Consider the following 24,069-nt stretch of genomic DNA (forward strand, 5'->3'; position numbering starts at 1 on the left):
TTCATCTGACAAGCAGAATGCCCCTCACCGACGGCTGGTTCTGCTGTGTTGCAGACCAACCGTCGGTGAGGGGCATTCAGTGTCAGTGGGATGTGGCTGAGCAGTCTAATCTGCGAACTTCACCGCGTAACGGGCGATCGCCAGCTCCTCATTGGTCGGAATGACAAAAACCTTGACGGTGGAGTCATCCGTGGAGATCAGGCGGGGACCATCATTGGGGAGCTTGTTGCGCTCCGGGTCCACCTTGATGCCGTACATCTCCAGGTGTGCCAGGGCGTCCTCGCGGACGAACTGGGCGTTCTCACCCACACCCGCGGTGAACACCAGGCAGTCAACTCTGCCGAGGGCCACCATGTAGGAACCAAGGTAGCGACGCAGCTGATGGATGTAGATGTTGTAGGCGGACCAGGCATCCTGATCGCCATCTTCGATCATCTGGTGCAGCTCACGGAAGTCATTGACTCCGGACAGACCCTTGACTCCGGACTTCTTATTCATGAGGTTGTCGATCTCATCGATGCTCATGTTGGCATTGCGGGCGAGGTGGAACACCACGCCCGGGTCGATATCACCGGTGCGGGTACCCATGACCAGACCGGCCAGCGGGGTCATTCCCATGGAGGTGTCAACCGCCACGCCGCCCTGGACAGCGGCCATGGAAGCACCATTGCCCAGGTGGAAGGTGATGGTGTTGATCTCATCAGCTGGCTTATCAATCAACTCCACGACCCGCTGGGAGACATACTCGTGGGAGGTGCCGTGGAAACCGTAGCGGCGGACACCGTATTCTGCCGCGACATCCTTGTTGATGGCGTAGAGCGCCGCCGCCGGTGGCAGTGAATTGAAGAAGCCGGTGTCGAAGACGGCAACGTGTGGCACATCCGGCAGGATCTTTCGGGCAACCTCAATGCCATCGAGGTTGGCGGGGTTGTGCAACGGTGCCAGCGGAATCAGATCCCGGATCATCTCCACGATCTCATCGGTGATCAACTCCGGTGCGGAGAACAGGATGCCACCATGGACCACGCGGTGACCGACGGCCACGATATCCACCTGGGAGGGGCCGCAACCGTGCTCCGTCATCAGGTCGAAGGACGTGGAAAGACCCTCGGCGTGATTGGCAATGGGGGTTTCCTTGACGATCTTCTCACCCTCGATCTTGAGGATGATCCGGCCCATGGGCTCACCGATCTGCTCCACCAGCCCGGACACGTACGGGTCATCGGTGGCGTGGTTCTTCGGATCAACGAGCTGGAACTTGATCGACGAGGAACCGGAGTTCAATACGAGTGCTAGTGCCATGGTTTTACTTGCCTCCGGCTTGAATGGCGGTGATTGCGACGGTGTTGACGATGTCAGGGACGGTGGCGCCACGGGACAGATCGTTGACGGGCTTGTTCAAGCCCTGGAGGATCGGACCGACAGCGAGTGCATGCCCGGTGCGCTGAGCAGTCTTGTAGCCGATGTTGCCGGCTTCCAGATCCGGGAAGATGAAGACATTCGCATGTCCCGCAACATCGGAATCCGGCATCTTTTTCTTAGCCACACCCGGGTCAACGGCGGCATCGAACTGGAGGGGGCCATCCACCTTGAGCTCCGGCGCGAGACGGCGGGCCTCTGCCAGTGCATCAATCGCACGATCCACATCAGGTCCGGTGCCGGAGTTGCCGGTGGAATACGAGAGGATGGCCACGCGGGGATCAATGCCGAACTGGGCTGCAGTCTGGGCAGAGACCACGGCGATTTCTCCGAGCTGCTCAGCGGTCGGGTTCGGATTCACGGCGCAGTCACCGAAAGCCCAGAGCCGGCCACGGAGCACCATGAGGAAGATCGAGGACACCACAGAGGCTTCGGGAACGGTCTTGATGATCTGGAAACTCGGCTTGATGGTGTGAGCGGTGGTGTTCGCGGCACCGGACACCATTCCATCGGCGTCACCGTTGTGCACCATCATCGTGCCGAAGTAGGAGATATCCTTCATCGTCTCACGGGCCTGCTCAATCGTGATGCCCTTGGCCTTGCGAAGTTCCATGAACTGCTCCGCAAACTCCTCCGCCTTGGGGTCGGTCAGAGGATTGATCAGGTAGGCCTTGTTCAGGTTGAGGCCGAGTTCGGTGGCACGCTCCTGGATCTGCTCAGGATCTCCGAGAATGCTGATCTCGCAGATATCCCTCTCCAGAAGCTGGTGGGCGGCCATGAGGATGCGGTCATCATCACCCTCGGGGAGCACGATGTGGGACTGTTCCGTGCGGGCACGCTTGAGCAGCCAGTTCTCAAAAAGTGCGGCGCTCATGACCGGCTCGAGGGAACCGTTGTTGCGCACGGTCCTCTTCAACTGATCGGGCTTTTCCTCCTCCTCAGCGGTGAAGGCCGCAGCCACCACTGCACCCACATTCTTGGCCTGGGTGCGGGCGAGGCTGACGTGAGCACCGCGTCGATCTACCAGCAGGAGCATCGGGATACCGAGTGCAGCGGCAACCTGCGCATCGAAGTGAGCATTGCCCGCGCCGACGATGAGAGCGGGACCATCCGCGAGGAGATCTGCTGCGAGAACCTTGGACATGTCGAATTCATCTCCGTGAATCTCGACGAGTCGTACTTCAAGATCCTGCGCCAACGCTTTCAGATCAAAACCATCAAAGCTCCGGTTAACCGTGGTGATCAGGGCCGATGTTGGGGTGTCAGACATGCATCGCCTTTCTACTATCAACGTGGAAAGACAGCTTCGACAGCAGCCTTTCACACCTGTGCCGTTAAGCACTCATGGCAAGTGTTGTGATTCTTCGCATAGTTTAGCGCCGTTGGCTCCCAACCACATCACTGATTGAATCTTTTTCTTTCATATCACCTACCTGCAGGTTTTCCATAGGCGCATGAGCTGCACAAACTGCCCATCTTCACAAAAACAAAATTTGCGTGTTATAAGTTGCGAAGATGGTTTTGCGAAGTTTTAGATGTCATTTTCACCCCCTCTGACACCACCCGACCCACCCCACATCGTGCGCCAGGCGCACAACGATGGGGCGACCCCACGGACCAGAGGGGCTCCCGCTGCGGTCAACAAACCGCCCACTTCTTTATAAGCACCGGAAAAGTACGTAACATGAAGGGTTGATAGCCTCTCGGGCCGCCCGCCACCATTGATGGAGGGCGGTCGCCCATCGCCCCGACCGGCGCTGGGATTGTCTCAACCACTTGTGAAGGAATAGAACTGTCTATGTCTCGCCCTCTGCGCGTCGCTGTTGTTGGCGCTGGCCCAGCCGGAATCTACGCATCCGATCTGTTGATGAAATCCGATCAGGAGGTTCAGATTGATCTCTTCGAGCGTATGCCAGCCCCGTTCGGCCTGATCCGCTATGGTGTCGCCCCGGATCACCCACGCATCAAGGGCATCGTGAAGTCCCTGCACAACGTCCTGGACAAGGAACAACTGCGGCTTCTCGGAAATATCGAGATCGGCAGGGATATCACTGTTGATGAGTTGCGCGAGTTCTATGATGCGATCATCTTCTCCACCGGCGCCACCGGTGACCAGGACCTGCGGGTGAAGGGCGCTGAGCTGGAAGGATCATGGGGCGCAGGCGAATTCGTCGGTTTCTACGATGGCAACCCGGACTTTGAGCGGTCCTGGGACCTCAGCGCAGAGAAGGTCGCTGTCATCGGAGTGGGCAATGTCGCCCTCGATGTCGCGCGCATCCTGGCCAAGACCGGTGATGAACTCAAGGTGACCGAGATCCCGGATAATGTCTACGAATCCCTGTCCAAGAACCAGGCGAAGGAGATCCATGTCTTCGGCCGACGTGGTCCCGCCCAGGCCAAGTTCACCCCGATGGAGCTCAAGGAGCTGGACCACTCCCCCACCATCGAGGTCATTGTGAACCCCGAGGACATTGATTACGATGCCGCCTCCGAGGCAGCACGACGCGAGTCCAAGTCCCAGGACCTGGTCTGCCAGACACTGGAGCAGTACGCGATCCGCGACCCCAAGGGCGCACCACACAAGCTGTTCATCCACTTCTTCGAATCCCCGGTGGAGATCCTGGGCGAGGACGGCAAGGTTGTCGGCCTGAAAACCGAACGCACCCAGCTCGACGGCAACGGTGGCGTCACCGGCACCGGAGAGTTCACCACCTGGGATGTCCAGGCGGTCTACCGCGCCGTGGGTTACCGTTCCGACGCGGTCCAGGATGTGCCTTTCGACGCTGAGCGCGCAGTGATCCCCAACGATGGCGGTCGCGTGCTCGACCCATCAACCGGTGCGCCGGTTACCAGCCTGTACGCCACCGGCTGGATCAAGCGAGGCCCCATCGGCCTGATCGGAAACACCAAATCCGATGCCAAGGAGACCACCGAGATGCTCCTGGCGGATGTCGCGGCCGGTTCCCTGCCTGCTCCGGCGAACCCCTCGGCCGATGCCATCATCGAGTTGCTTGATGATCGCAAGGTCCCTTACACCACCTGGGATGGCTGGCACCTGCTGGATGCAGCTGAGCGCAAAGCCGGTGAAGCAGAAGGCCGCGAACGCAAGAAGGTCGTGGACTGGAATGACATGGTCCGTTTCGCCCGCCCGGAGTACGAGATCTAGGCAGCCCCGACCCCAACCCATGCCGGTGATGCGATAAAAGTCTCTGACCCGGCAGGATGTTACTTGATACATCAAATACTTGGACTCTGAGCAAGTCGGCTACGGGAGCCGATCCTGCTGGGGCGTGTACAGGGGCGAATGTATTTTATTCTCCCCTTCACTCCAAGTGCCCTTTCCGGCTCAGACACGTTAGTATTTGGCCATGACCCGTTACTTTGCTGTTTCCAACATTTCGGACTTGAGTTCCCTCGAGCTGCACAAATTGTACAAGCTCCGTGTTGATGTGTTTGTTCACGAGCAGAAGACCCCATACGCGGAGATCGAGGACGTCGATGCCGCCAACACCACCCACCACATCCTTGCCTGGCAGCGCCGCACCGACGGCATCAGCGCCCTTGACGGCTGCGCCCGCCTGATCCCCACCACCGTCTCCGAGGTTGCGGCCACCACCGGTGCCACCCTTGAGCTTGACGACGCCCCCCTGTCCCAGCTCGGTCGCCTCGCCGTGACCAGGGATTCCCGCGGAACAGGACTCTCCGAGGAGATCATGCAGAACTCACTGCGCCTAGCCTACGAGCAGTTCCCGGAGCAGGATGTCATCCTCACCGCCCAGGAGCCACTGAAGAAGTTCTACGAGGGCTTCGGTTTCACCGTCTGCGGATCCCTCTTTGACGATGCCGGTGTCCCTCACCTCCCCATGCTGCTCAAGGCTGCTGATCTGGTGAAGTTCGCCAACTAGTCGCCCACCCCGACGGCATCCGCACTCACCCAGAATTCCTCCCCGCTGCGGGTGAGGAAAGTGAGTCGGGTGCCATTGTTGTACACGGTCAGATGATCAAGGACCAGTGCTTTCGGCGCACCCACCAGTTGTCGCGCCAGATAAACATCAAGGCCGGGGTTGGATCCCCTCGCGCCTACAAGCTCAACATGCTCCTCGGATAATGCGAACTGCACGAGGTTGAGTGAGCCTTCCCATAACGATGGTCCATAGGACTGGCAGAAGAATGCTGTCTCATCCGGTGGTTCGTGGAAACATGCCACCTCCTGCCCATCGGCGAAACTAAAAACGGGTGTCGGAGAGAATACCTGTGTGACCCCATCTCCGGTCTCCATGCGGGCATCGACAGCAGCCCCGGAAAGCTGTTGGTAACCTGCGCTAGTGATGGTGAAGCCTTCGCCGCTCTGGTACTTCAGACAGGAAATTTCATCCGCGCTTTCGGTGAAACAACCCATCGTGTGGAGATCTAGATAATTCCCCTCAACAAGAGGCGTGTAATAATCCGGCATGACATGGCTAATCCAGCTCTGCTGCTCCGCAAAGCCGGGGCGGTTCCCTGGATTGCTATCGGCCACCACATAATCCGGTTGATGGTGATTCCCCCACCGGCAGGCGCCCTGGGAAAAACCCACACGCCAGTCGCCAGGGGGTTCCCCATCTTGTGGCGGATTTTCCTCCATCGGCCGGAATTCACAGTGGATGGAACCATCAGGACTGGAAAAGGCTACCTGGCCTCCGACGCCGGGATCAGGGACCGTGAAATAATCCCGAGGTAGACGCTCATAGCGGGGTGAAGCCGGTGGCAGTCCTGGTTGTGCAGCGGGGGTCGCAGGCTCAGGTTCCTGCACCACGGTGGTTTCGTCCGGCCTGATATCGCGTTCCGATGAGGTAGAGCAGACCACACCGGTGAGCGCCACCAGGGGCAGCACCCAGAGCCATCGGGCTTTCATGGCATTTAATCCCTTGGTTATCCGGATCCAGTCTGGGTTCCGTAGTCCGGCCCATTGGTCCAGAAAGAATCCCCGTTCTGGGTGGTGAAGGTGATCCTGGTGCCGTCATAATCAGCTACCAGGCCATCATCCAGGCGGTACAACCCCGGTTCCAGAGGTTGCCGGGACTCGTAGAGATCAAATCCCGGGTTGGCTGCGAATGCACGCACAAATTCAGCGTTGCCATCTTGCAGCTCCCAGGCCAGGATATTAGCGGGACCGGGTCCTTCTGTAGGTTCCCACCCCGCAAGATTGAGGGACACGCAGGAATAACGTTCCTCCACGGTGGTGTCATAGAAACACCGCACACCGTCTTCACCGTTGAAGGGGATATCAATCACCCGGGACAACACCTGGGTATAGCCTGCATCATCGGTCAGCTGCGCCATCACCTGCTCATTGCTGAGTTCACCAAACCCCGCACCATCCGGGCTGCCATCAATAGAAAAGGCTTCACCGGTGGTGAACTTGGTGCAGGCAATCTCGGAGGCGGTTGGAGCGAAGCAACCAATCTTTCCCAGGTGGACGAATTCACCGGTATCCAGGGTGGCTGAGGCCGTGGGGAAGGTAGGGGAGATGCCGTCCTGTGGCTCTGCAAATGTCGGCTGCACAGTGGCATCGGTGGTGATGGACACGTAGTCAGCTACCCCATCCGCGTCCTCCATTCCGTACAGGCATCCTCCCACCGTCTCATCAATGGCGAACATCCGCTGCGGGTAGGCGTACTGCCCGTGCTCCGCAGTAAAAGAGCAGTGGATCGAACCGTCACCTGAGGTGAATACGGCGGTTTCCACATCCGGCAACCCGATGTCGTAGGTAGTTTGATCAATGCGGATGAAAGTTTGACCTTCTGCCGCCACCGGTGTGGTGGCAGCTGGGTCAGGCAGGGTGGTGGCTGGGGTGACGGTATCCGTCACTGCGTCCGCTGATGGTTGAGCAGCAGTGACAGTAACCGTCGGTGCAGCTTCAGTATCCGATTCGCTGGCGCATGCTGAGAGAAACAAGAGGCAGGCCGCAGCAAAGGCCCCGGTGGCAATCCCTTCGCGGTACATTCCCTCACCTTAAGTCAGGGTTCCTCATCAACATACAGAAATTGGTGAATGTTATAAAATTGATAGCCACAGGCGGAGGCATGGGATCATCTAGTCGACGCTGTCTCCACCGGGGTGCACCTTGATTGCTGTGGCCGCGCGGGTGGCGCGCTCACGGGCGGTATCCACATCCTCAGCGGTGGACACAGCAACACCCATGCGACGCTTAGGAAATGCCTCGGGCTTGCCAAAGAGTCGGAGATCAGTTTCCTCCACCGCGAGGGCTTCTGCCAAACCTGAGTAGGACACCCCCATGGAATCGGCGCCACCATAGATCACAGCGGAAGCCCCTGGAGAAACCAGAGTCACATCAACCGGAAGTCCGAGGATCGCCTTCGCGTGAAGTTCAAATTCGGAAAATCGTTGTGTGGCCAGCGTGACCAGGCCGGTGTCATGTGGGCGCGGAGACACCTCGGAGAAGTACACATCCTCCCCGGAGACAAACAGTTCCACGCCGAAAACCCCACGCCCACCAAGCGCATTGGTGATGCGGGCAGCCACCGAACGGGCATTTTCCAGGGCATGCGCATTCATGTCCATCGGCTGCCAGGACTCCACATAGTCACCATCCTCCTGGTGGTGACCAATCGGTTCACAGAACCAGGTGGCGGCCTTACCGGTGGCGGGATCAATACCGCGGACTGTCAGCAGGGTGATCTCATATTCGAATTCGACGAATTCCTCCACGATGACCCGCTGGTTAGCTACCCGGGCACCACTCATGGCGTACTCCCACGCCGCTTCCAGGTCATCGGCGGATTTGACCACGGACTGTCCCTTACCGGAGGAGCTCATGACGGGTTTGACCACATTCGGGTATCCGAGACGCTCAGATGCTTCCTTGAACTCCTCAAAGCTGGAGCAGAACTCATACCGGGAAGTGGGTAGACCGAGCTCCTCTGAGGCGAGCCGACGGATGCCTTCGCGGTTCATGGTCAACTTGGCGGCGCGGGCGGTGGGGACGATGGTGGCCAAGCCTTCTTCCTCGATCCTGACCAGTTCATCAGTGGCCAGGGCCTCGATCTCCGGAATGACAAAATCAGGCTTCACGGTGCTGATGACTTCCCGGACGGCAACCGGATCTGTCATGTCAATGACATAGGAGAAGTGCGCTACCTGGTGCGCCGGTGCGTTGTCATAACGATCAACCGCATGAACCTCCACTCCCAGACGCTGAAAAGCGATGGCAACTTCCTTGCCCAGCTCACCGGATCCCAGCAACATCACCTTGGTGGCATTGGGCTGGAGTGGGGTACCGATCTTTTCTGGCTTATACATGGGGTTTCCTCCGTCTGAGCACCTGTTTCAGTATGGCTACTGCCAACTGTATCGGACGCCCCGGACACCGGACCTGGATAGTACGGTATGACTTATGAACGCACTTCTGGAGAATCTGGCCAACACCCGCGCCGAGCGTGAGGAATTGTACAAGTGGTTCCACCGGAACCCTGAGCTGTCCAGCGCAGAGTTCAACACCATCGAGCGGATCCGTGCCGAGCTCAAGGGCATGGATATCGATCAACTCATCGACGTCACCGCCACCGGTGCGGTGGCGATCATCAACAACGGTGACGGCCCGGTGGTGGCCCTGCGTGGCGATATCGACGCCCTCCCTGTCGCCGAACAAACCGGCCTTGATTACGCCTCAGAAATCCACGGGGTCATGCACGCCTGCGGCCATGACTTCCACATCACCACCCTGCTCAGCGCCGTTGATGTCTTCTCCTCAAACAGAGATGCCTGGTCCGGAACCCTGGTGGCGGTGTTCCAGCCGGCGGAGGAGACCGCCTCCGGCGCACGTGCGATGGTTGACGCTGATATCGCCAACGTGATGCCCATCCCGGATGTCTACCTCGGCCAACACGTCATGGCTTCCCAGGCCGGCGTGGTCTCCATGCCGGAGACCGCCGTGATGTCCACCATGGAATCCATCCGCGTCCGAATCTTCGGTGCCGGCTCACACGGTTCCATGCCCCACCTGGGAGTGGATCCAATCGTGTTGGCCGCACACATCATCACCCGTCTCCAGACCGTGGTCGCCCGCGAGATCTCCCCCTTTGATTTCGGTGTGGTGACCGTCGGCGCGATCAACGCCGGAACCAAATCCAATATCATCCCGGAATCAGCAGAACTCCTGATCAACACCCGCGCCATGTCTACGGAGATCCAGGCGAAGATCCGCACCGCCATTGAACGGATCGTGCGCAGCGAATGCCAGACTGCCGGCTCCCCGAAGGAACCCACCTTTGAATACTATGACCGTGCACCCCTGACCTTCAACGATGCCGATGCCCGCAGCGTGGTCGCAGACGCCTTCACGGAAGTGTTTGGAGATGAGTATGAGGTCGTTCCACCTTCCACCGCCTCTGAGGATTTCTCCGTGATCCCTGATGCCCTCGGGGTTCCCTATGTGTTCTGGTTCGTGGGTGGCTACGAGGATCCGGAGAATGCCCCCGGCAACCACTCCCCCTTCTTCGCCCCGGCGATCCAACCCACCCTGGACCGCAGCCTGGAAGCGTTCATCGCTGCTGCATCTGCCTGGTTGATCCGGGACTGAGCTCTTCTCCCCCGACCCCACACAGGATTGTTAGATTGGGCACCCCCTTAATCTCACAAGGAATCGCCAAAAGGCGAAACCTTGTGAGATTAGACCCTTTCGTAGCGAGATGCCCGCCCCTTGCCCACAGGCTCCACCACGCCATTCTCTGCCAGTGTCTCAAGAGTGCGCTTGGCGGTTCCCCGCGCTGTTCCGGTTAGTTCCGCAAGATCTCCCGTGGTGATGGCATCATGATTCACAAGCCATTCATCGACCACGCGCGACTGCTCCTCTTGAACCGTAGACAGATAGGCAACAAAGGGAAAAGCACTGTCGGGGTCATAGGCAGAGGACACCAGTGACCGGGCAGTTTCACCCAGTATCCACACGTCTTTATATCGCCTGATGAGTGGTTGCGCCTGCACGGTGGACTGACGGGCGGTCTCTAAAGCCACACGGGCAGCCTGCGCTCCCGCCTGGAGTGCCCCAGTGAGGATTTCCACTGTGATGAATGACCTGTGCAAAAGTTGATGCAGAATAATGGCCACACGAAAGTCCTGCTGGCGCGCAGATGGGGTTATTGCTCTCACGCAGTTGACGATCGGCGACACGGGCTCACCCCCGACAAGAACACACTCCACGTACTGCCCCGGCAATTCCGTGATCAGGGGAGGTTGGTGACCTAAAATGATCATGTCCCGGTACATTCGATCAACACCCACACCCTGCTTATCCACAAGACCAAGGGCGCGGAACAAGTCGGCCAGGGCGGGATATCTCGCTTCCCTGTTACTGAGAATATTTCCGGCGTTCACCTCTCCGGGAAAGCCACCGGGACTTAACACCCTGAGTGAACTATCCAGATCCGTCCACCGGACCTCAGTGGCAGCATTCCGGTTCCAGTCCCGATGGATGACTCCATTGAGCAGTGCTTCCCTGATCGCCAGAGGAGGGATACGCCGGACCTGTTCATGATGAAAACCACGCTCCACCGTGATCGCAGTATTGACACCGGAGATGACTTTCTCCATCTCTGCGAGTTGTTCAAGGAGTGAGAGCTCAGGATTCATCGCCATATAATTGGCCACATTTCCTCCCGGCACATCAAATTCGGTGAAGTCCAGAAATGAACGTCCCGCTGTAGTGAACAGGAGGGAACCGGCTTGGGAGAGGGCTCCATCTGAGCGTAGAGCACCTGTCCTGCGCAGAATCTCTTCATCATCCAAGGCAGTAGGAGCATCGAACCACTGCCTCGCCAGCTCCATGGCCTGCGGACGCACAGCATCAACCGAGACCATGGAACTTTCTGCCATGCTGTCTTTCTGAACAGCTTCATCGCGGTGTTCCCACCATTGCGCGCGATCGACCGGGGTGCAGTGGTCGCCGACCCGCCATCGGATCCGTCCCTTGGTGTCTTCCACCGGCTCACGTGATTCCGCGATATACAGGACTAACAGCCGGTGGCCAGCAATCTCTTCCACAATGATGTCAGGGGCAATTCCAACCTTTTGAAAGATGTTATGCCGCAGCCAGTCTTGGTCCAGCTCGGTGCCGATCACCTGCCCGGTCCGGTCCTCCACCCCGACGATCAGTGCTCCGCCACCCGGAGAATTCGACATGCAGGCTGATTCATCTGCCAGCTGGATCGCGGCTTGAGAATTCTCGGCCTTTCCAGGTTCGATTGCTGAACCATTACGTCGGCCAGCTTCCTCCTTCAGATCTACTGATTGAGTTTCCGTTGTTCGGGTGAGACGGCCCTGCTTCTCACTGCCCAGAATCAGTTGAACTTCTTTCTCAACTGTTTTGCGTCTTAAGAACCCATGTTCCCTCATGTTTCACCAGCATACTTCAATCTTTGTTAGATTAGGCACCCCCTTAATCTCACACGGAATCGTCAAAAGGCGAAACCTTGTGAGATTAAGGGGTTTCCACTGCGCTCATTGCTTTCCTTTCTCTCCCACCAGAAAATGGGAACAGTAGCCCTCACCCTGAGCGACACCTCAGGAGCACGCAGATGAAGATCGGTCGACCTGTGCCCCGGATTGAAAAGTTTCACGGAACCGGGCTGGAGGGGGAAATCATGGATATGCTCAGCCTGCTCTTTTAGCCAATCGCCCACCGACCAACTTCTGTCATGGAAAAACCCCCTGAAACCATGCTTTTCATGATTTCAGGGGGCAGGTTGGGTTGCGGGTAAAAACCCCTACCGCGATCGTCCTAAGAAGCCATCACATCGTGCAGCATGATGGTCTGGTCACGGCCAGGGCCGACACCGATGTAGGAGAACCGTGCCCCGGAGAGTTCCTCAAGGCGGCGGACATAGTCCTGGGCCTTCTGCGGGAGTTCCTCGAAGGTGCGGCAACCGGTGATGTCCTCGTCCCATGCAGGCATGGTCTCGAAGATGGGCTTGGCGTGGTGGAATTCAGACTGCGTCATGGGCATTTCGTCGAAACGCACGCCATCAACCTCGTAGGCGACACAGATCGGGATTTCACCGATGCCGGTCAACACATCCAACTTGGTGAGGAAGTAGTCGGTGAAACCATTGACGCGGGATGCGTAGCGGGCGATCACGGAGTCATACCAGCCGCAGCGACGCTTGCGTCCGGTGTTGACGCCGACCTCGCCACCGACGGTCTGGAGGTACTCGCCCCATTTGTCGAAAAGCTCGGTTGGGAACGGACCTGCACCAACGCGGGTGGTGTAGGCCTTGATGATGCCCAGGGTGGAGGTGATGCGGGTCGGACCGACACCGGAACCAACGCAGGCACCGCCGGAGGTCGGGTTGGAGGAGGTCACGAACGGGTAGGTGCCGTGGTCCACATCCAGCATGGTGGCCTGGCCACCCTCCATGAGAACATGCTTGCCTTCATCGAGTGCCTGGTTGAGCATCAGGGTGGAGTCAACCACCATCGGGCGCAGGCGGTCGGCATAACCCAGGAAGTACTGGACGATCTCCTCGGCCACGATGGCCTTGCGGTTGTACATCTTGACCAGGGTCTGGTTCTTCACATCCAGTGCGGATTCGATCTTCTGGCGAAGAATGGACTCATCAAAGATGTCCTGCACGCGGATGCCCACGCGACCGACCTTGTCCTGGTAGGTCGGGCCGATGCCACGTCCGGTGGTGCCGATGGCACGCTTGCCCAGGAATCGTTCCTGCACCCGGTCCATGACCTGATGATAAGGAGCCACCAGGTGGGCGTTGGCGGAGATACGCAGGCGGGAGGCATCTGCACCGCGGGCCTCGAGCCCGTCGATCTCCTCGAAGAGTGCCTCCAGGTTAATCACGACACCGTTGCCCAGGATGGGGACGGCCGTCTCGGAGAGGACACCGGCGGGAAGGAGCTTCAGCTCATACTTCTCTCCGCCCACAACAACGGTGTGTCCGGCGTTGTTGCCGCCATTGGGCTTAACCACGTAGTCGACGAGTCCGCCGAGAATATCCGTGGCCTTACCCTTGCCTTCATCGCCCCATTGGGCGCCGACAATAACGATTGCAGCCATTGGTTTACGTCACTTCCGATCCGTGAAGTTGGAGCATGCGCGAGTCTACGCACTTCGACGTTATTCCATACTACTAGGCACCGGGCCGTTTCCCGGAATTGAAATACTATGGTTAGAGATATGCGTCTTCTGGTTCTGCGTTGTGAAGCCCCCTCAATCACCGATTTTTCGGAAGCTCCGGTGGTGCCGGAGGTCTTTGACCTCCCGGCTGTGCCCACGCGGCGTGACTTAAAGATGCTTGACGATGCCGCCTTCGACGTCCTCCCCCACGACCCGACCCCCTCCCTGGATGAGATCGCCAAACAACCTGATGTGGCGCACCTCGGCACACCGCAGCCCGCACCCCAACAGCCTGACCGGATCCTGCGCGTGGTGGTGATTGGTTCCGATGCCGCCCTGTCCGCTGTGATCACCCGTTTGATGCGTGCAGATAATCTCTGGGCAGAGGTGGGCTATGTGCCCCTTGGTGATTCCACCGCAGCGAAGAACTGGGGCCTGCCCACCGATCCTTCTCAGGCGCTGGCGTTCGCCCTGACCGGTGCTGTACGGCCGGTGCCCACCATCCGTGATGACGCAGCCATCGCCGTGGCTGGTTCTGCCTCCATCACGGAATGGGAGCCGGGTGAGATCACCGGGGAGATCATCGTGGATGACCGCGTGATCATTCGTCATGAAGCCTCCCCGAAGTCCCCCCGCCGCGGCGTCTTCGGCGCCCGGCTGGTTCCGATGATGGATGCCCCGGGGATCGCGGCGGTCACCATGGACACACCCCTGCCCGGCACTGAGATCAGGAAAGGCCTGCTGAAGAGGCCGACGGGCACCGTAATCCCGGAGAGTCTGTCCACGGGACGTGCCCTCCAGGCCGGTGGCCCATCGCTGCGGGTGACAGTGGACGGGGTGCCCCGCAAGCGGGCGGTTGAACGTGTCACCTTCTACCGCCATCTGCGTGACCTGCAGATAGTCAGGCCTTAGGCCTCCTCGTCCTCCTCGACCCACACCTCAGGCGGGTAGGCGGGGCTGTCAGAGGTGGGCACCAGAACCGCCACGGAGGATTCCCTGGACATGCCACAGATCTGCAGTAGATCCACGATGATTGATCTCGACTGGGCCAGGATCACCTGCGCGGAGAGGACACGCCCCTCCGCGATGTCGGTGCCCACGCGCGCACCCAGATGCCGCAGTCGGCGTACCAGTTCGGGGATCTCGGTGGCTTCGCTGATCTCACGGTGTCGTTCGTAGAGATCGGAAAGGCTCAGGGCGATTGCTGCGATCTCTTCGATGACTTCGATCTGATCCGTGCTGACCTCATCCCCGTCCTGGGTCAGCACCAACGCCCGGCGTGCGAGCACACGACTGTTGCGGATGGAGTTGTCCACCGGTGAGAGGATTCGGAACAGGGATCTGATCCGCCCACGGTTGCTCCAGAGAAATGGGGATAATGTGGCCTGTTCCTTGCCCGAGGAGGCGGCGGTCTTCAGTTTGTCCACATCCGTCTGGGAGTTACGGATTGCTCGCAGGGCCTGGTCCAGGGCGCGGGAGTCTTGTCGTCGCAAAGCATCAGCCACGTCGTCGAGCACACTGGAGACAATGCCCAACACGTTGGCCACCTCCTGCCGGCCGGCGCGCAGCGGCGAGGACGGCAGGAGCGCGATGACCAGGATGCCCACCACACCGCCGATGAGGGCATCGACCATGCGGTCCAGACCACCGCCTTCACTCGGCGGCAGGATTGTGGCGATGAGGATGCCGCCGACCGCCATCTGGTTGCTCACCAGAGGGGCCTTGGACACGAATGAGGCCACGGTCAGGGCGGCGAGCACCACCAGGAATATCTGCCAGTATCCCGATCCGATCTGCATGACCAGCAGATCACCGAGGCCCACGCCCAGGGCACACCCCAGGGTCAGTTCTGTGGCGCGTTTGACCCGGTCACCGCCGGAGAGACCGAGGATGATCACGCAGGCCATGGGCGCGAAGAAGGGCTGGGGATGGCCTGCAACCTCCACCGCGAACCAGAACGCGACACCCGCGCCGATCGCCGATTGCAGAATAAACATCACGCGTGACCGGACGCGGATGAGGCGGTTGCGGAGTGAGGTGTCTATCTCATGGAGTCGGGCAATGGTCCCGAGCTTCTTCTTGGCCATGGAATCAACAGTAGTGTCATTTGAAAAACGCACACGTCCGGTCCCCGAAAATTACCCATCGGGAACCGGACGTGTGGTGAATCAAATGTGGTGCAGGAGCGCGGTTTTCTACTTCGCGGTGGTCTTGCCCACGGACTTGAGGTCCTGGCAGGACTCGATGATGCGCTCGGACATGGACTGCTCCGCCTTCTTCAGGTAGGAGCGTGGGTCGTAGGCCTTCTTGTTGCCCACTTCACCGTCGATCTTGAGAACGCCGTTGTAGTTCTCGAACATGTGGGATGCGACCGGACGGGTGAAGGCGTACTGGGTGTCAGTGTCCACGTTCATCTTGATGACACCGTAACGCAGTGACTCCTCGATCTTCTCCTTCTCGGAGCCGGAGCCACCGTGGAAGACGAAGTCGAATGGCAGGGCGTCATCGGACAGGCCGAGCTTCTTGCGGGCAACCTGCTGGCCCTCGAGGAGAATCTCAGGACGCAGCTTCACGTTGCCTGGCTTGTACACGCCGTGGACGTTGCCGAAGGTGGCGGCCAACAGGTAGCGGCCGTTTTCACCGGTGCCGATGGCATCGATGGTCTTCTCGAAGTCCTCATGGGTGGTGTAGAGGTTGGCGCCAGCCTTGGCCTCAACACCGTCTTCCTCGCCGCCGACAACGCCGATCTCAATTTCGAGGATGATGTTGGCTGCCTTGGATTTGGCCAGCAGCTCCTGCGCGATGGCGAGGTTCTCATCGATTGGGACAGCAGATCCATCCCACATGTGGGACTGGAAGAGTGGAAGCTCGCCGCGGTCAACGCGCTCCTGGGAGATGGCCAGCAGTGGGCGGACGAACTCGTCCAGAACTTCCTTCTGGCAGTGGTCGGTGTGCAGAGCAACGTTGACGCCGTAGCTCTTGGCAGCCTCGTGTGCGAAAGCAGCCAGTGCGACAGCACCCTTGACCTTGTTCTTCACGCCCAGACCGGAACCGAACTCAGCACCACCGGTGGAGAACTGGATGATGCCGTCGGACTCCGCCTCAGCGAAGCCCTTCAGCGCAGCGTTGATGGTTTCCGAGGAGGTACAGTTGATCGCCGGGAAGGCAAAGCCACCCTCCTTGGCGCGATCGAGCATCTCGTTGTAGACCTCGGGAGTTGCGATTGGCATAGAAAGTCTCCTCTATAAGCTGACTGTCTTGTTCAGACACTGTCATGTCAGAATCGATGTGTGTCGGGACTCCCCCGGACACACGTGTGCGCACCGCTGCAACCACTCAGCTAAATGTCCGATCTTGTCTGATCAGACACCTGCTGTGGTCCCAGCGACTGCCTGCACTCAATTATGCCCGCATCACGCCATTTTTGCGCTGTGATTATTCCCCTAGTCCAGGCCTTCCCCGAACCTGCAGGTCAACGCGGGTGTTCGCACTGGGAACGGGGGGTTAAACCGAACGACCCGTGAATTCATCCCGGTTCCCCGTGACATACTCCGCCACCTTGGCAGCAGCCTCCATGAGCATCCAACCGGACAACTGCACCGACAGATCACGCTCATCCACGCGAACCACACTGACGATCTCATTAATTCCGGAGGAGCCGATACCGAAGTTCTGGGGCAGGCGGGCATCCGCGGTCCAGTCCGTGGCGAAGACAGGGAGACCATCCACCTCGAGGCGGTGGTTCCACACACTCTCCGCAGATTCGATGACCATCCGGGCAGCTTTCTTCCGTGTCTCCCGGTTTGCGGCGGAATCATCCGGCAGGCGAACCGCCACATCCGCGAGATAGCGGGCAAGGATGCCCTTGAACAGGCCACCGTCACCATCACCGGTATCCCAGTCGATCACGCCGTGGGGGTTGGCCATGTGGCGGGAGATCGAATCAACCAGTGCACGGATATGCGCGATGTACCGGAGTGAATCCTCTGATTTATCGGCATCCCGCCAGCTGCCCACATCGGTGGTGGACACCCCTGACCGTTCCCGGAGTTTCAGGGCGATCTCCAGGCAGGCTCCCAACGCAACTCCCTGGCAGTAGGGGTGGATGTTGCGGACCAGTTCGGGACCGTGCATCCGCATGCGCAGGCCATCCATGACCAGGCCATCCATATCGATGAGGTTGTCAAAGATCCAGTCGGTGATCGAGATGGCCTGCTCCAGGCGGTCCGTGCGCGCCATCATGATCGCGGCCGGCCCATTGGAGGGCACATTGTAGAAGGTTTCCCCGGAGCGCCACGGAAGCACACCGGTGAGGGAATCGATCCCGGCGACGATATTCGACTCCAACGGCTTGAGCGCCTTGGGCACCCGGATCTTGCGTACCCGACCGGACCGCCCCATGGCCAGGGCCAACCATGCCTTGTCATCGTAATACTTGTTGGCGGTCAGCTTCCCCACGTTGCGCACGGCGATGCCGCGCATGGTGTGACGGATGCGATCCCGGCGGGCCTTGGTGGTGCGTCGACGGGCAGCATCGATCAGACAGTCGAGGTAGTGTGCCTGCCACCAGTAGTGCCAATGGACGAAGAGTTTCTCCTTGGCGTTGGCCGGCCATGCCACATACCCCAGGTTGGTCCGGGGCATGCCCCAGACACGAGCGGAATGACGCTCGTTGATGGCTGATTCAGCGAGATCAGCGCGGTTGACCCATTTATCTAACACTTAAATGATTGAGCCTCCGGGACTAGTGCCGTGGAAAGTAGGTAACGATTAGAAGTATAACGAAATCCTAACTTTCCGGAGCGCTGAATCACCAGGAATCCGCCAGATCTGCGTGTTGTCTGATCCAGGTGTGCATGGCAATACCCGCCGCCACACCCGCATTGATGGACCGGGTGGACCCGAATTGTGCGATTGAACAGGTCATCAATGCGCCCTCACGAGCCGCCTCTGTCACTCCAGGGCCCTCCTGCCCGAAGAGGAGAAGACATTTCTCGGGCAGTTCCGCGGTCTCGATCGGTATGGATCCCGGGGTGTTATCAATCGCCACCACGGTGAGATCATTGCGGAGCGCCCACACCAGGAGCGAATGCACATCCGGATGATGCTCCAGGTGCTGATAGCGGTCGGTGACCATGGCGCCTCGCCGGTTCCACCGACGCCTGCCCACGATGTGAACGGTGTCCACCGCGAAGGCATTGGCGGTGCGCACCACCGTGCCGATGTTGGCATCATTTTCGAAGTTCTCGATCGCCACATGCAGCGTGTGTCTGCGCGTGTCAATGTCCTCCACGATCGCCTCGCGGGTCCAATAACGGTAGGCATCCACCACGTTGCGGCGGTCGCCGGATTCCAGCAGCTCAGAGTCGAAGCGCGGATCAGTGGGACGCGGCACCCCGGGGTTCTCATCCTCCCAGGGGCCTTTGCCCACGCGCGATTCACCCCATTCGGTGGGACCCGGAACCGAGGCTGCGTTATCCAAGGTCAAGGTCGTCGAGGCCGAGGAGGAAACGGTAGGGCAGACCGGCATCGGCGATGACCTTGTCCGCACCGGTGTTGCGGTCCACCACGGTGGCCACACCGATGACTTCGGCTCCGGCCTCACGCAGGGCTTCGACGGCGGTCAGCGGTGAGTTGCCGGTGGTGGTGGTGTCCTCCACCACCAGAACCTTCTTCCCCACGATGTCCGGGCCCTCGATGCGACGCTGCATGCCATGCTTCTTGGTCTCCTTGCGGACCACGAAGGCGTTGATCTCGCGGCCATCAGCGTGCATGATGGCGGTGGCCACCGGATCAGCACCCAGGGTGAGACCCCCCACTGCGTCGAAATCCCAGTCAGAGGTGGTTTCACGCAGCAGCTGGCCGATCAGACGCGAGGCGCGGGAATGCAGGGTGGCCCGGCGGACATCAATGTAATAATCGGCCTTCTTGCCGGAGGACAGGGTGACCTCTCCGTGGACGACAGCCAGTTCCTTGATCAGTTCCGCCAATTCCGCGCGGAGTTCGACGTTGACATGAGGTGCAGACATGAAGCCAGTCCCTTCCCTTGTTTATTGAAGTAGTCAGTCAAGCATAGAACCCGGGGTGGACACGTCAGGAGTTGCGGTCCCAATCCCCAGGTGGGGTGGTGTTTTCATCGGAATCGTCAAAGATACTGGAGTCACCGTCCAGCTCCCTGATCACCCGGGTGCCGTGGTAATCCCTGGGGTTGGGGGTGGGTCGGCCATCGGCGATGGAATCAACGTCATCGGCGCCCAGTGCCCGCGGTTCCACCACTCCCCTGCTCTCCTGCACACCACGCACCGGCATCTGGAGCGGTTCCTCCGGGCGGATCACCAGTGGCTGAGTCAGATCAACATCTGTCTCCTCCGGCACGGCGGGCTCAGGGTTATCAGAGGCCGGCGGCTGGGAACGGGTGGGATGGAGAAGCCTGAGATCCACGGTTTTCTCCTGCGGGCGAGGAGGCAGAGTGAAGGAGGCATCGGTGAGCAACGCCAGTGGCCGCAACATATCCTCCCAATCATCGGCGGTGCTGCCACGAAGTGTTTCAGCCAGCACCCAGTCTGACTCGAACCACACGGCGGTGACCGCCTCCGGCATCGCCTCGAACGCCACCCGCACGCGCTCATCCACGAAGCGTTGCGCCACCCCGGCCATGTTGCTGAGCAGTGTGAAACCGGAAAAGGAATCCACTTCCGCCAGGTCATCGGAATCATTGCGAACAGGGTCAACGGCGAGAGTCTCCCGGCGCGCATCAATGACAACCTCGGAGTGTCGACCACGACGCATCGCCATCACCGGCACCCCGGCGAGATCCACCAGGTGGGTTTCATAGCCTTCCGCCATCCCGCTGGCCACATCCCGTGCCACCGCACCGGTGGACGCCGCCCCCCTGGACCATTCATCGGTGAGAAAGGCATCCTCGCGGATGAAATCGAAACCGTGGCGCGATGCCCACTGTTTGCGTTCGCGCCGCTGGCTCCCGGGTAGTGACTGCAAAAAAGAGTGCTTCTCGACGCCCCCCTGGCTCTCCTCCCGCGCCTGGGTCGGCGCGGGGGCTGGTTCGGGATCCCGGATCTCCAGCTCAGGTTCGGAGACCTCCGGCACTGAGACCAGGTCGGCTTCCATCTCGTTATCGAGGTCCTGTTCGCCCTCGTCATAACGTGCACTGGCTTTGTCCGGAACCGGAGGAGCCAGGTCTGGTTCAGGTTCTGGGCTCGGTGCAACCTCAGCGCCTGGGAACCGTTCCGGTTCCGGGGAGGGTGGGGCGTCGACAAGCGTTTTTTTGGAACGCGCATCTGCCGTCCACAAAGCGATACCGGCCGCCAGGATGAGAGCGGCGATGAGCAACACCAGTGTTTCCATCACAACTCACACCTTACTGGCATGGGGCTCCATATTTTATGCTGAGCGTTCCACAGGGTTGCGTGGGTTCGCACTCCACTGGGACCAGCCGGGGACATAATGGGCGGCGCCGGTGAGGCCTGCATGCTCCATGGCGGCGAGCACCTGGGAGGAGTGGTTACCTGAACCGGAGTAGACGATCACACCATCTCCGCTGGTCACACCGGCGGCTGCTAAATACTTGCGGATCTCTTCAGGTGTCTTGATGGTGTAATCATCATTGAGCAGGGAGCGTGCGGGGATGTTGATGGCACCGGGGATATGGCCGGCCTTGAGGTCAAGCTTTTCATGCCGACCGGCGAAACGACCCGGGTCGCGGGCATCAATGAGGATCCCCTCGTGGGCGCGGACATCCTCGATCGTGGCCACCGGCATCTGCCCCGGGTTGGGTCGGACATTGCAAAAGTGTGGGAAGTTTCCGGGACCACCGGCATGACCGTGATTCTCCTCCTCCCATTTGCGGAACCCCCCATCAAGGATCCGAACATTGGGAATACCCGCCCAGCGCAGGATCCACCAGGCACGCGAAGCGTAGAGGCTGCGACCCTGGTCATAGACAACCACTTCACGGTCGGTGTTCAATCCCCAACTGCGGAACGCCTTGGCCAGAATAGGCAGCGGTGGGAGGGGGTTGCGGCCCTCAGCCGAACCGGGAATGCCGGAAAGCTCCATGGCGGGGTCACAGAAGAGCGAGGTGGGGATGTGCTCTGAACGGAAAAGGGTCAGTCCTGCGCCCTCGATGGGGGCCCAGAACGCCGCGAGAACGGTTGTCTTCTCGCCGGAATGGATCGATTTAGCTAGTTCGGATGGGGCAATCGACACGGTCATGCCCACGAGCCTAGGCGTTGATCGGGTTCAGTGCATGAGCTGGGTGGCGGTACAGGTCAGCGCCAGCCTCGGGTGAGGAATTCCGCCTCCGTGAGCATTCCCAGACTGTGGAGATCAATGACCAGCTGCACCGGAGCGACGAAGTTGAGCGGGCCCTGGGCGTAGCTTCCTGCCAACTCGGTGGCTCCGGCTGGTACCAGAATCACATCAGCGTCTTCCGCGGTATCCAGCGGGGTACCGAATCCGAACTGCCCGGGGTGGGTGGAGTCGTGCCACACCACTGTCGGCCCATTCACCACCTTGCCCATGAGGACCGTGGCGGCAGCCGCACCGGACAGGGCCCACTGGGTGTTGTGCTGACTGAACATGTCCGGAAGATCTGCCAGCTCCCCGGGTTCCACAGTCATGAACCTGGCGCCGGGGCGCAGGTGGATGCCCTGGAGGATGCCTGCCTCAGCAACCAACGTGAGGGGGTCATTGATATTCCAGCGTTCAAAACGGTCGAGCCACGCCACCACATCAATATCCCCGGGGTTCTCCGGGACGGAATCATCGATGAGGGTGCGTGCAGCAGCTGCGGCGAAAGGATCAGAGGCGGGACCGGCATCAACGGTGATATCCAGTCCGAGGGCGAGGGCAACCTCACGCAGAGTCGACAGGGTGGGTTCGCTGGTGCCGTCCTTGACCCGTTTCAGGGTGGAACGGGAGACCCCGGAGCGCTTGGACACCCGGGTTGGCTGCCCACCTGCGAGCGCAATCAATTCGTCGATCTTCACGGGTTCACATGCTAGTACCCGACTTTTCCATCCCAGTCACCGGGCAAGCACTGGGGGGAACAGGCCGCAGCTGAACTTTTTGTCTACCGCACAGGACTGGTGCCTGCGTAGGATATCGCTGTGAAATATTTCCACCAGGTCTTGATCAACACCCTGATCTTCAATGTGGTGACAGGATTCCTTGCTTATGCGCTGCTGTTCTGGGTGTATCTGGAAACCAGGAATGTGGCGTTGGCCGGCATCCTCAACGCCGGATACATGGGTGCGCTGGCGGTCTCCTCCATCTTCTTCGGGGGCATCGTGGATCACAACCGCAAGAAGACGGTGATGATGGTGTCATCCCTGATCACCCTGTCTTTCTTCGCCCTCGCAGGATTGGTGTGGGTGTTGTGGATGGACACCGCCGCCATCAGTCTGGATTCTCCGGCACTGTGGTTATTCAGTCTCCTGATCCTGGTGGGGGCGATCGTGGAACATCTCCGCAACATTGCCCTGGCCACCGTGGTCACCCTGCTTGTTCCTGAGAATGACCGGGCCAAGGCCAATGGCCTGGTGGGGGCGGTGCAGGGTGTGGCCTTCCTGGTCACAGCGATCCTGGCCGGCATGGCTATCGGTTTGCTCGGTATGGAGAACACCCTGTGGATCTGTCTTGTGCTGGCCACCGTGGCGGTGATTCATCTGATCGGTGTGAAGATTCCCGAACCGGAGATTGTCACGCAGTCGGAGGTAGTGACCGGGTCAGGCACGGAGGAGGACATACCCGCGGAACTGACCACCGTGTCCCACGGGTTGGATATCCGCGGATCCCTGCGGATCATCCGGAGTGTCCCCGGCCTGCTGGCCCTGATCCTGTTTACATGTTTCAACAACCTTGTCGGCGGTGTTTATACAGCCCTGATGGATCCCTATGGGTTGGAGTTGTTCTCCCCGCAGTTCTGGGGATTGATGCTGGGGCTGTCCGGTCTGGGTTTTGTGTTCGGTGGCATCATCATCTCGCGGGTGGGCCTGGGCACCAATCCGGTGCGGACCCTGTTGGTGGTCAACGTCGGCATCGCGGTTATCGGCATGCTGTTCGCCATCCGTGAGGTGGGCTGGTTGTTTGTGGCCGGCATCTTCATCTTCATGCTCATCACCCCTGCCGCGGAAGCAGCGGAACAGACCATTTTGCAGCGTGTGGTTCCTTTCCGGCAGCAGGGCCGGGTCTTCGGGCTGGCCATGGCGGTGGAGATGGCTGCCAATCCCTTCTCCGCGGTGATCGTGGCACTTGTCGCCGAGGCCTATCTGATTCCGTGGATGGCAGGACCCGGCGCAGACTCCATCTTCGGCACGATCCTCGGTGACGGCAGCGCACGCGGCATGGCCCTGATGTTCATGTTCTCCGGGCTGATCATGCTGGTGATCGTGCTGTTGGCTTTCGCATCGAAGCAGTACCGCCAGCTCAGCAGGTACTACTCAGAAAGTAGCCAGGATATCGCTGGCCAGACGGCGGGAACCACAACTGCCTGAGAAGACCGC

The 24,069-nt window shown here is 59.8% G+C and carries 20 protein-coding genes; 5 read left to right on the forward strand and 15 right to left on the reverse strand.

What is annotated here, in order from left to right; translation table 11 throughout:
- Positions 1-105: 105 nt before the first annotated feature.
- Both CFAEC_RS11820 and pta read right to left on the reverse strand, forming a co-directional pair.
- Entirely contained in the window at positions 106-1,302 is a 1,197-nt protein-coding gene (locus CFAEC_RS11820; protein WP_290277071.1) for an acetate kinase, read from the reverse strand.
- Positions 1,303-1,306: 4 nt separating this feature from the next.
- On the reverse strand, positions 1,307-2,689 hold the full coding sequence (pta, locus tag CFAEC_RS11825) for a phosphate acetyltransferase (protein ID WP_290277072.1): 1,383 nt from the start codon (positions 2,687-2,689) through the stop codon (positions 1,307-1,309).
- A 528-nt stretch (positions 2,690-3,217) separates the two neighbouring features.
- Between pta and CFAEC_RS11830 the strand changes: the two genes are divergently transcribed.
- Both CFAEC_RS11830 and CFAEC_RS11835 read left to right on the forward strand, forming a co-directional pair.
- On the forward strand, positions 3,218-4,585 hold the full coding sequence (locus CFAEC_RS11830) for an FAD-dependent oxidoreductase (RefSeq protein ID WP_290277074.1): 1,368 nt from the start codon (positions 3,218-3,220) through the stop codon (positions 4,583-4,585).
- Positions 4,586-4,787: 202 nt separating this feature from the next.
- Positions 4,788-5,324 carry a GNAT family N-acetyltransferase gene (locus CFAEC_RS11835; RefSeq protein WP_290277075.1) on the forward strand — a complete coding sequence of 179 codons (537 nt, stop codon included), beginning with the start codon at positions 4,788-4,790 and terminating at the stop codon, positions 5,322-5,324.
- On the opposite strand, the gene CFAEC_RS11840 is transcribed toward CFAEC_RS11835, so the two are convergent.
- The 3 genes from CFAEC_RS11840 to purT all read right to left on the reverse strand — a co-directional run bounded on the left by CFAEC_RS11840 (position 5,321) and on the right by purT (position 8,721).
- Positions 5,321-6,313: a hypothetical protein gene (locus CFAEC_RS11840; RefSeq protein WP_290277076.1), complete on the reverse strand. Its 993-nt coding sequence runs from the start codon at positions 6,311-6,313 to the stop codon at positions 5,321-5,323. The genes CFAEC_RS11835 and CFAEC_RS11840 overlap by 4 nt on opposite strands.
- A 17-nt stretch (positions 6,314-6,330) precedes the next feature.
- On the reverse strand, positions 6,331-7,404 hold the full coding sequence (locus tag CFAEC_RS11845) for a hypothetical protein (RefSeq protein ID WP_290277077.1): 1,074 nt from the start codon (positions 7,402-7,404) through the stop codon (positions 6,331-6,333).
- A 90-nt stretch (positions 7,405-7,494) separates the two neighbouring features.
- Entirely contained in the window at positions 7,495-8,721 is a 1,227-nt protein-coding gene (purT, locus tag CFAEC_RS11850) for a formate-dependent phosphoribosylglycinamide formyltransferase (RefSeq protein WP_290277078.1), read from the reverse strand.
- A 94-nt stretch (positions 8,722-8,815) separates the two neighbouring features.
- Between purT and CFAEC_RS11855 the strand changes: the two genes are divergently transcribed.
- A complete protein-coding gene (locus tag CFAEC_RS11855; protein ID WP_290277079.1) occupies positions 8,816-10,000 on the forward strand; it encodes an amidohydrolase in 1,185 nt (394 codons plus the stop codon).
- An 89-nt stretch (positions 10,001-10,089) separates the two neighbouring features.
- On the opposite strand, the gene CFAEC_RS11860 is transcribed toward CFAEC_RS11855, so the two are convergent.
- Together CFAEC_RS11860 and CFAEC_RS11865 are read right to left on the reverse strand one after the other, a co-directional pair.
- Positions 10,090-11,811: a DUF5635 domain-containing protein gene (locus tag CFAEC_RS11860; protein ID WP_290277080.1), complete on the reverse strand. Its 1,722-nt coding sequence runs from the start codon at positions 11,809-11,811 to the stop codon at positions 10,090-10,092.
- Positions 11,812-12,196: 385 nt separating this feature from the next.
- Entirely contained in the window at positions 12,197-13,486 is a 1,290-nt protein-coding gene (locus tag CFAEC_RS11865; RefSeq protein WP_290277081.1) for an adenylosuccinate synthase, read from the reverse strand.
- A gap of 120 nt (positions 13,487-13,606) precedes the next feature.
- On the opposite strand from CFAEC_RS11865, the gene CFAEC_RS11870 reads away from it, so the two are divergent.
- Positions 13,607-14,458, forward strand: a complete 852-nt coding sequence (locus tag CFAEC_RS11870; protein ID WP_290277084.1) for a diacylglycerol kinase family protein — start codon at positions 13,607-13,609, stop codon at positions 14,456-14,458.
- On the opposite strand, the gene CFAEC_RS11875 is transcribed toward CFAEC_RS11870, so the two are convergent.
- The 8 genes from CFAEC_RS11875 to CFAEC_RS11910 all read right to left on the reverse strand — a co-directional run bounded on the left by CFAEC_RS11875 (position 14,455) and on the right by CFAEC_RS11910 (position 22,554).
- Positions 14,455-15,633, reverse strand: coding sequence for an FUSC family protein (locus CFAEC_RS11875; RefSeq protein WP_290277086.1), 1,179 nt, complete (start codon positions 15,631-15,633; stop codon positions 14,455-14,457). The two genes, CFAEC_RS11870 and CFAEC_RS11875, sit on opposite strands and share 4 nt — an antisense overlap.
- A 108-nt stretch (positions 15,634-15,741) precedes the next feature.
- Positions 15,742-16,776: a class II fructose-bisphosphate aldolase gene (fbaA, locus tag CFAEC_RS11880; RefSeq protein WP_290277088.1), complete on the reverse strand. Its 1,035-nt coding sequence runs from the start codon at positions 16,774-16,776 to the stop codon at positions 15,742-15,744.
- 274 nt (positions 16,777-17,050) lie between these two features.
- Entirely contained in the window at positions 17,051-18,268 is a 1,218-nt protein-coding gene (locus CFAEC_RS11885; protein ID WP_290277089.1) for a glycoside hydrolase family 76 protein, read from the reverse strand.
- Between the two features lie 88 nt (positions 18,269-18,356).
- A complete protein-coding gene (locus CFAEC_RS11890; protein ID WP_435384234.1) occupies positions 18,357-19,076 on the reverse strand; it encodes a TrmH family RNA methyltransferase in 720 nt (239 codons plus the stop codon).
- The gene (gene pyrE / locus CFAEC_RS11895) at positions 19,021-19,575 is read right to left on the reverse strand and encodes an orotate phosphoribosyltransferase (protein ID WP_290277091.1); all 555 of its coding nucleotides are present in this window, start codon (positions 19,573-19,575) and stop codon (positions 19,021-19,023) included. Before pyrE ends, CFAEC_RS11890 begins: the two co-directional genes overlap by 56 nt.
- Before the next feature lie 64 nt (positions 19,576-19,639).
- Complete coding sequence (locus CFAEC_RS11900) at positions 19,640-20,911, reverse strand: TtfA family protein (protein WP_290279918.1); 1,272 nt, start codon at positions 20,909-20,911, stop codon at positions 19,640-19,642.
- A 36-nt stretch (positions 20,912-20,947) separates the two neighbouring features.
- Positions 20,948-21,778, reverse strand: a complete 831-nt coding sequence (locus CFAEC_RS11905; protein ID WP_290277093.1) for a sulfurtransferase — start codon at positions 21,776-21,778, stop codon at positions 20,948-20,950.
- Positions 21,779-21,834: 56 nt separating this feature from the next.
- Complete coding sequence (locus tag CFAEC_RS11910) at positions 21,835-22,554, reverse strand: helix-turn-helix domain-containing protein (protein WP_290277095.1); 720 nt, start codon at positions 22,552-22,554, stop codon at positions 21,835-21,837.
- A gap of 120 nt (positions 22,555-22,674) precedes the next feature.
- On the opposite strand from CFAEC_RS11910, the gene CFAEC_RS11915 reads away from it, so the two are divergent.
- Positions 22,675-24,060: an MFS transporter gene (locus CFAEC_RS11915; RefSeq protein ID WP_290277097.1), complete on the forward strand. Its 1,386-nt coding sequence runs from the start codon at positions 22,675-22,677 to the stop codon at positions 24,058-24,060.
- Positions 24,061-24,069: the final 9 nt, after the last annotated feature.

The sequence above is a fragment of the Corynebacterium faecale genome (assembly GCF_030408735.1).
Taxonomy (GTDB): domain Bacteria; phylum Actinomycetota; class Actinomycetes; order Mycobacteriales; family Mycobacteriaceae; genus Corynebacterium; species Corynebacterium faecale.

Bases quoted from the DNA above. Each gene is read 5' to 3' on its own strand.
- CFAEC_RS11820 (WP_290277071.1), bottom strand. From the start codon at position 1,302: ATGGCACTAGCACTCGTATTGAACTCCGGTTCCTCGTCGATCAAGTTC.
- pta (WP_290277072.1), bottom strand. From the start codon at position 2,689: ATGTCTGACACCCCAACATCGGCCCTGATCACCACGGTTAACCGGAGC.
- CFAEC_RS11830 (WP_290277074.1), top strand. From the start codon at position 3,218: ATGTCTCGCCCTCTGCGCGTCGCTGTTGTTGGCGCTGGCCCAGCCGGA.
- CFAEC_RS11835 (WP_290277075.1), top strand. From the start codon at position 4,788: ATGACCCGTTACTTTGCTGTTTCCAACATTTCGGACTTGAGTTCCCTC.
- CFAEC_RS11840 (WP_290277076.1), bottom strand. From the start codon at position 6,313: ATGAAAGCCCGATGGCTCTGGGTGCTGCCCCTGGTGGCGCTCACCGGT.
- CFAEC_RS11845 (WP_290277077.1), bottom strand. From the start codon at position 7,404: ATGTACCGCGAAGGGATTGCCACCGGGGCCTTTGCTGCGGCCTGCCTC.
- purT (WP_290277078.1), bottom strand. From the start codon at position 8,721: ATGTATAAGCCAGAAAAGATCGGTACCCCACTCCAGCCCAATGCCACC.
- CFAEC_RS11855 (WP_290277079.1), top strand. From the start codon at position 8,816: ATGAACGCACTTCTGGAGAATCTGGCCAACACCCGCGCCGAGCGTGAG.
- CFAEC_RS11860 (WP_290277080.1), bottom strand. From the start codon at position 11,811: ATGAGGGAACATGGGTTCTTAAGACGCAAAACAGTTGAGAAAGAAGTT.
- CFAEC_RS11865 (WP_290277081.1), bottom strand. From the start codon at position 13,486: ATGGCTGCAATCGTTATTGTCGGCGCCCAATGGGGCGATGAAGGCAAG.
- CFAEC_RS11870 (WP_290277084.1), top strand. From the start codon at position 13,607: ATGCGTCTTCTGGTTCTGCGTTGTGAAGCCCCCTCAATCACCGATTTT.
- CFAEC_RS11875 (WP_290277086.1), bottom strand. From the start codon at position 15,633: ATGGCCAAGAAGAAGCTCGGGACCATTGCCCGACTCCATGAGATAGAC.
- fbaA (WP_290277088.1), bottom strand. From the start codon at position 16,776: ATGCCAATCGCAACTCCCGAGGTCTACAACGAGATGCTCGATCGCGCC.
- CFAEC_RS11890 (WP_435384234.1), bottom strand. From the start codon at position 19,076: ATGCCGGTCTGCCCTACCGTTTCCTCCTCGGCCTCGACGACCTTGACC.
- pyrE (WP_290277091.1), bottom strand. From the start codon at position 19,575: ATGTCTGCACCTCATGTCAACGTCGAACTCCGCGCGGAATTGGCGGAA.
- CFAEC_RS11900 (WP_290279918.1), bottom strand. From the start codon at position 20,911: ATGGAAACACTGGTGTTGCTCATCGCCGCTCTCATCCTGGCGGCCGGT.
- CFAEC_RS11905 (WP_290277093.1), bottom strand. From the start codon at position 21,778: ATGACCGTGTCGATTGCCCCATCCGAACTAGCTAAATCGATCCATTCC.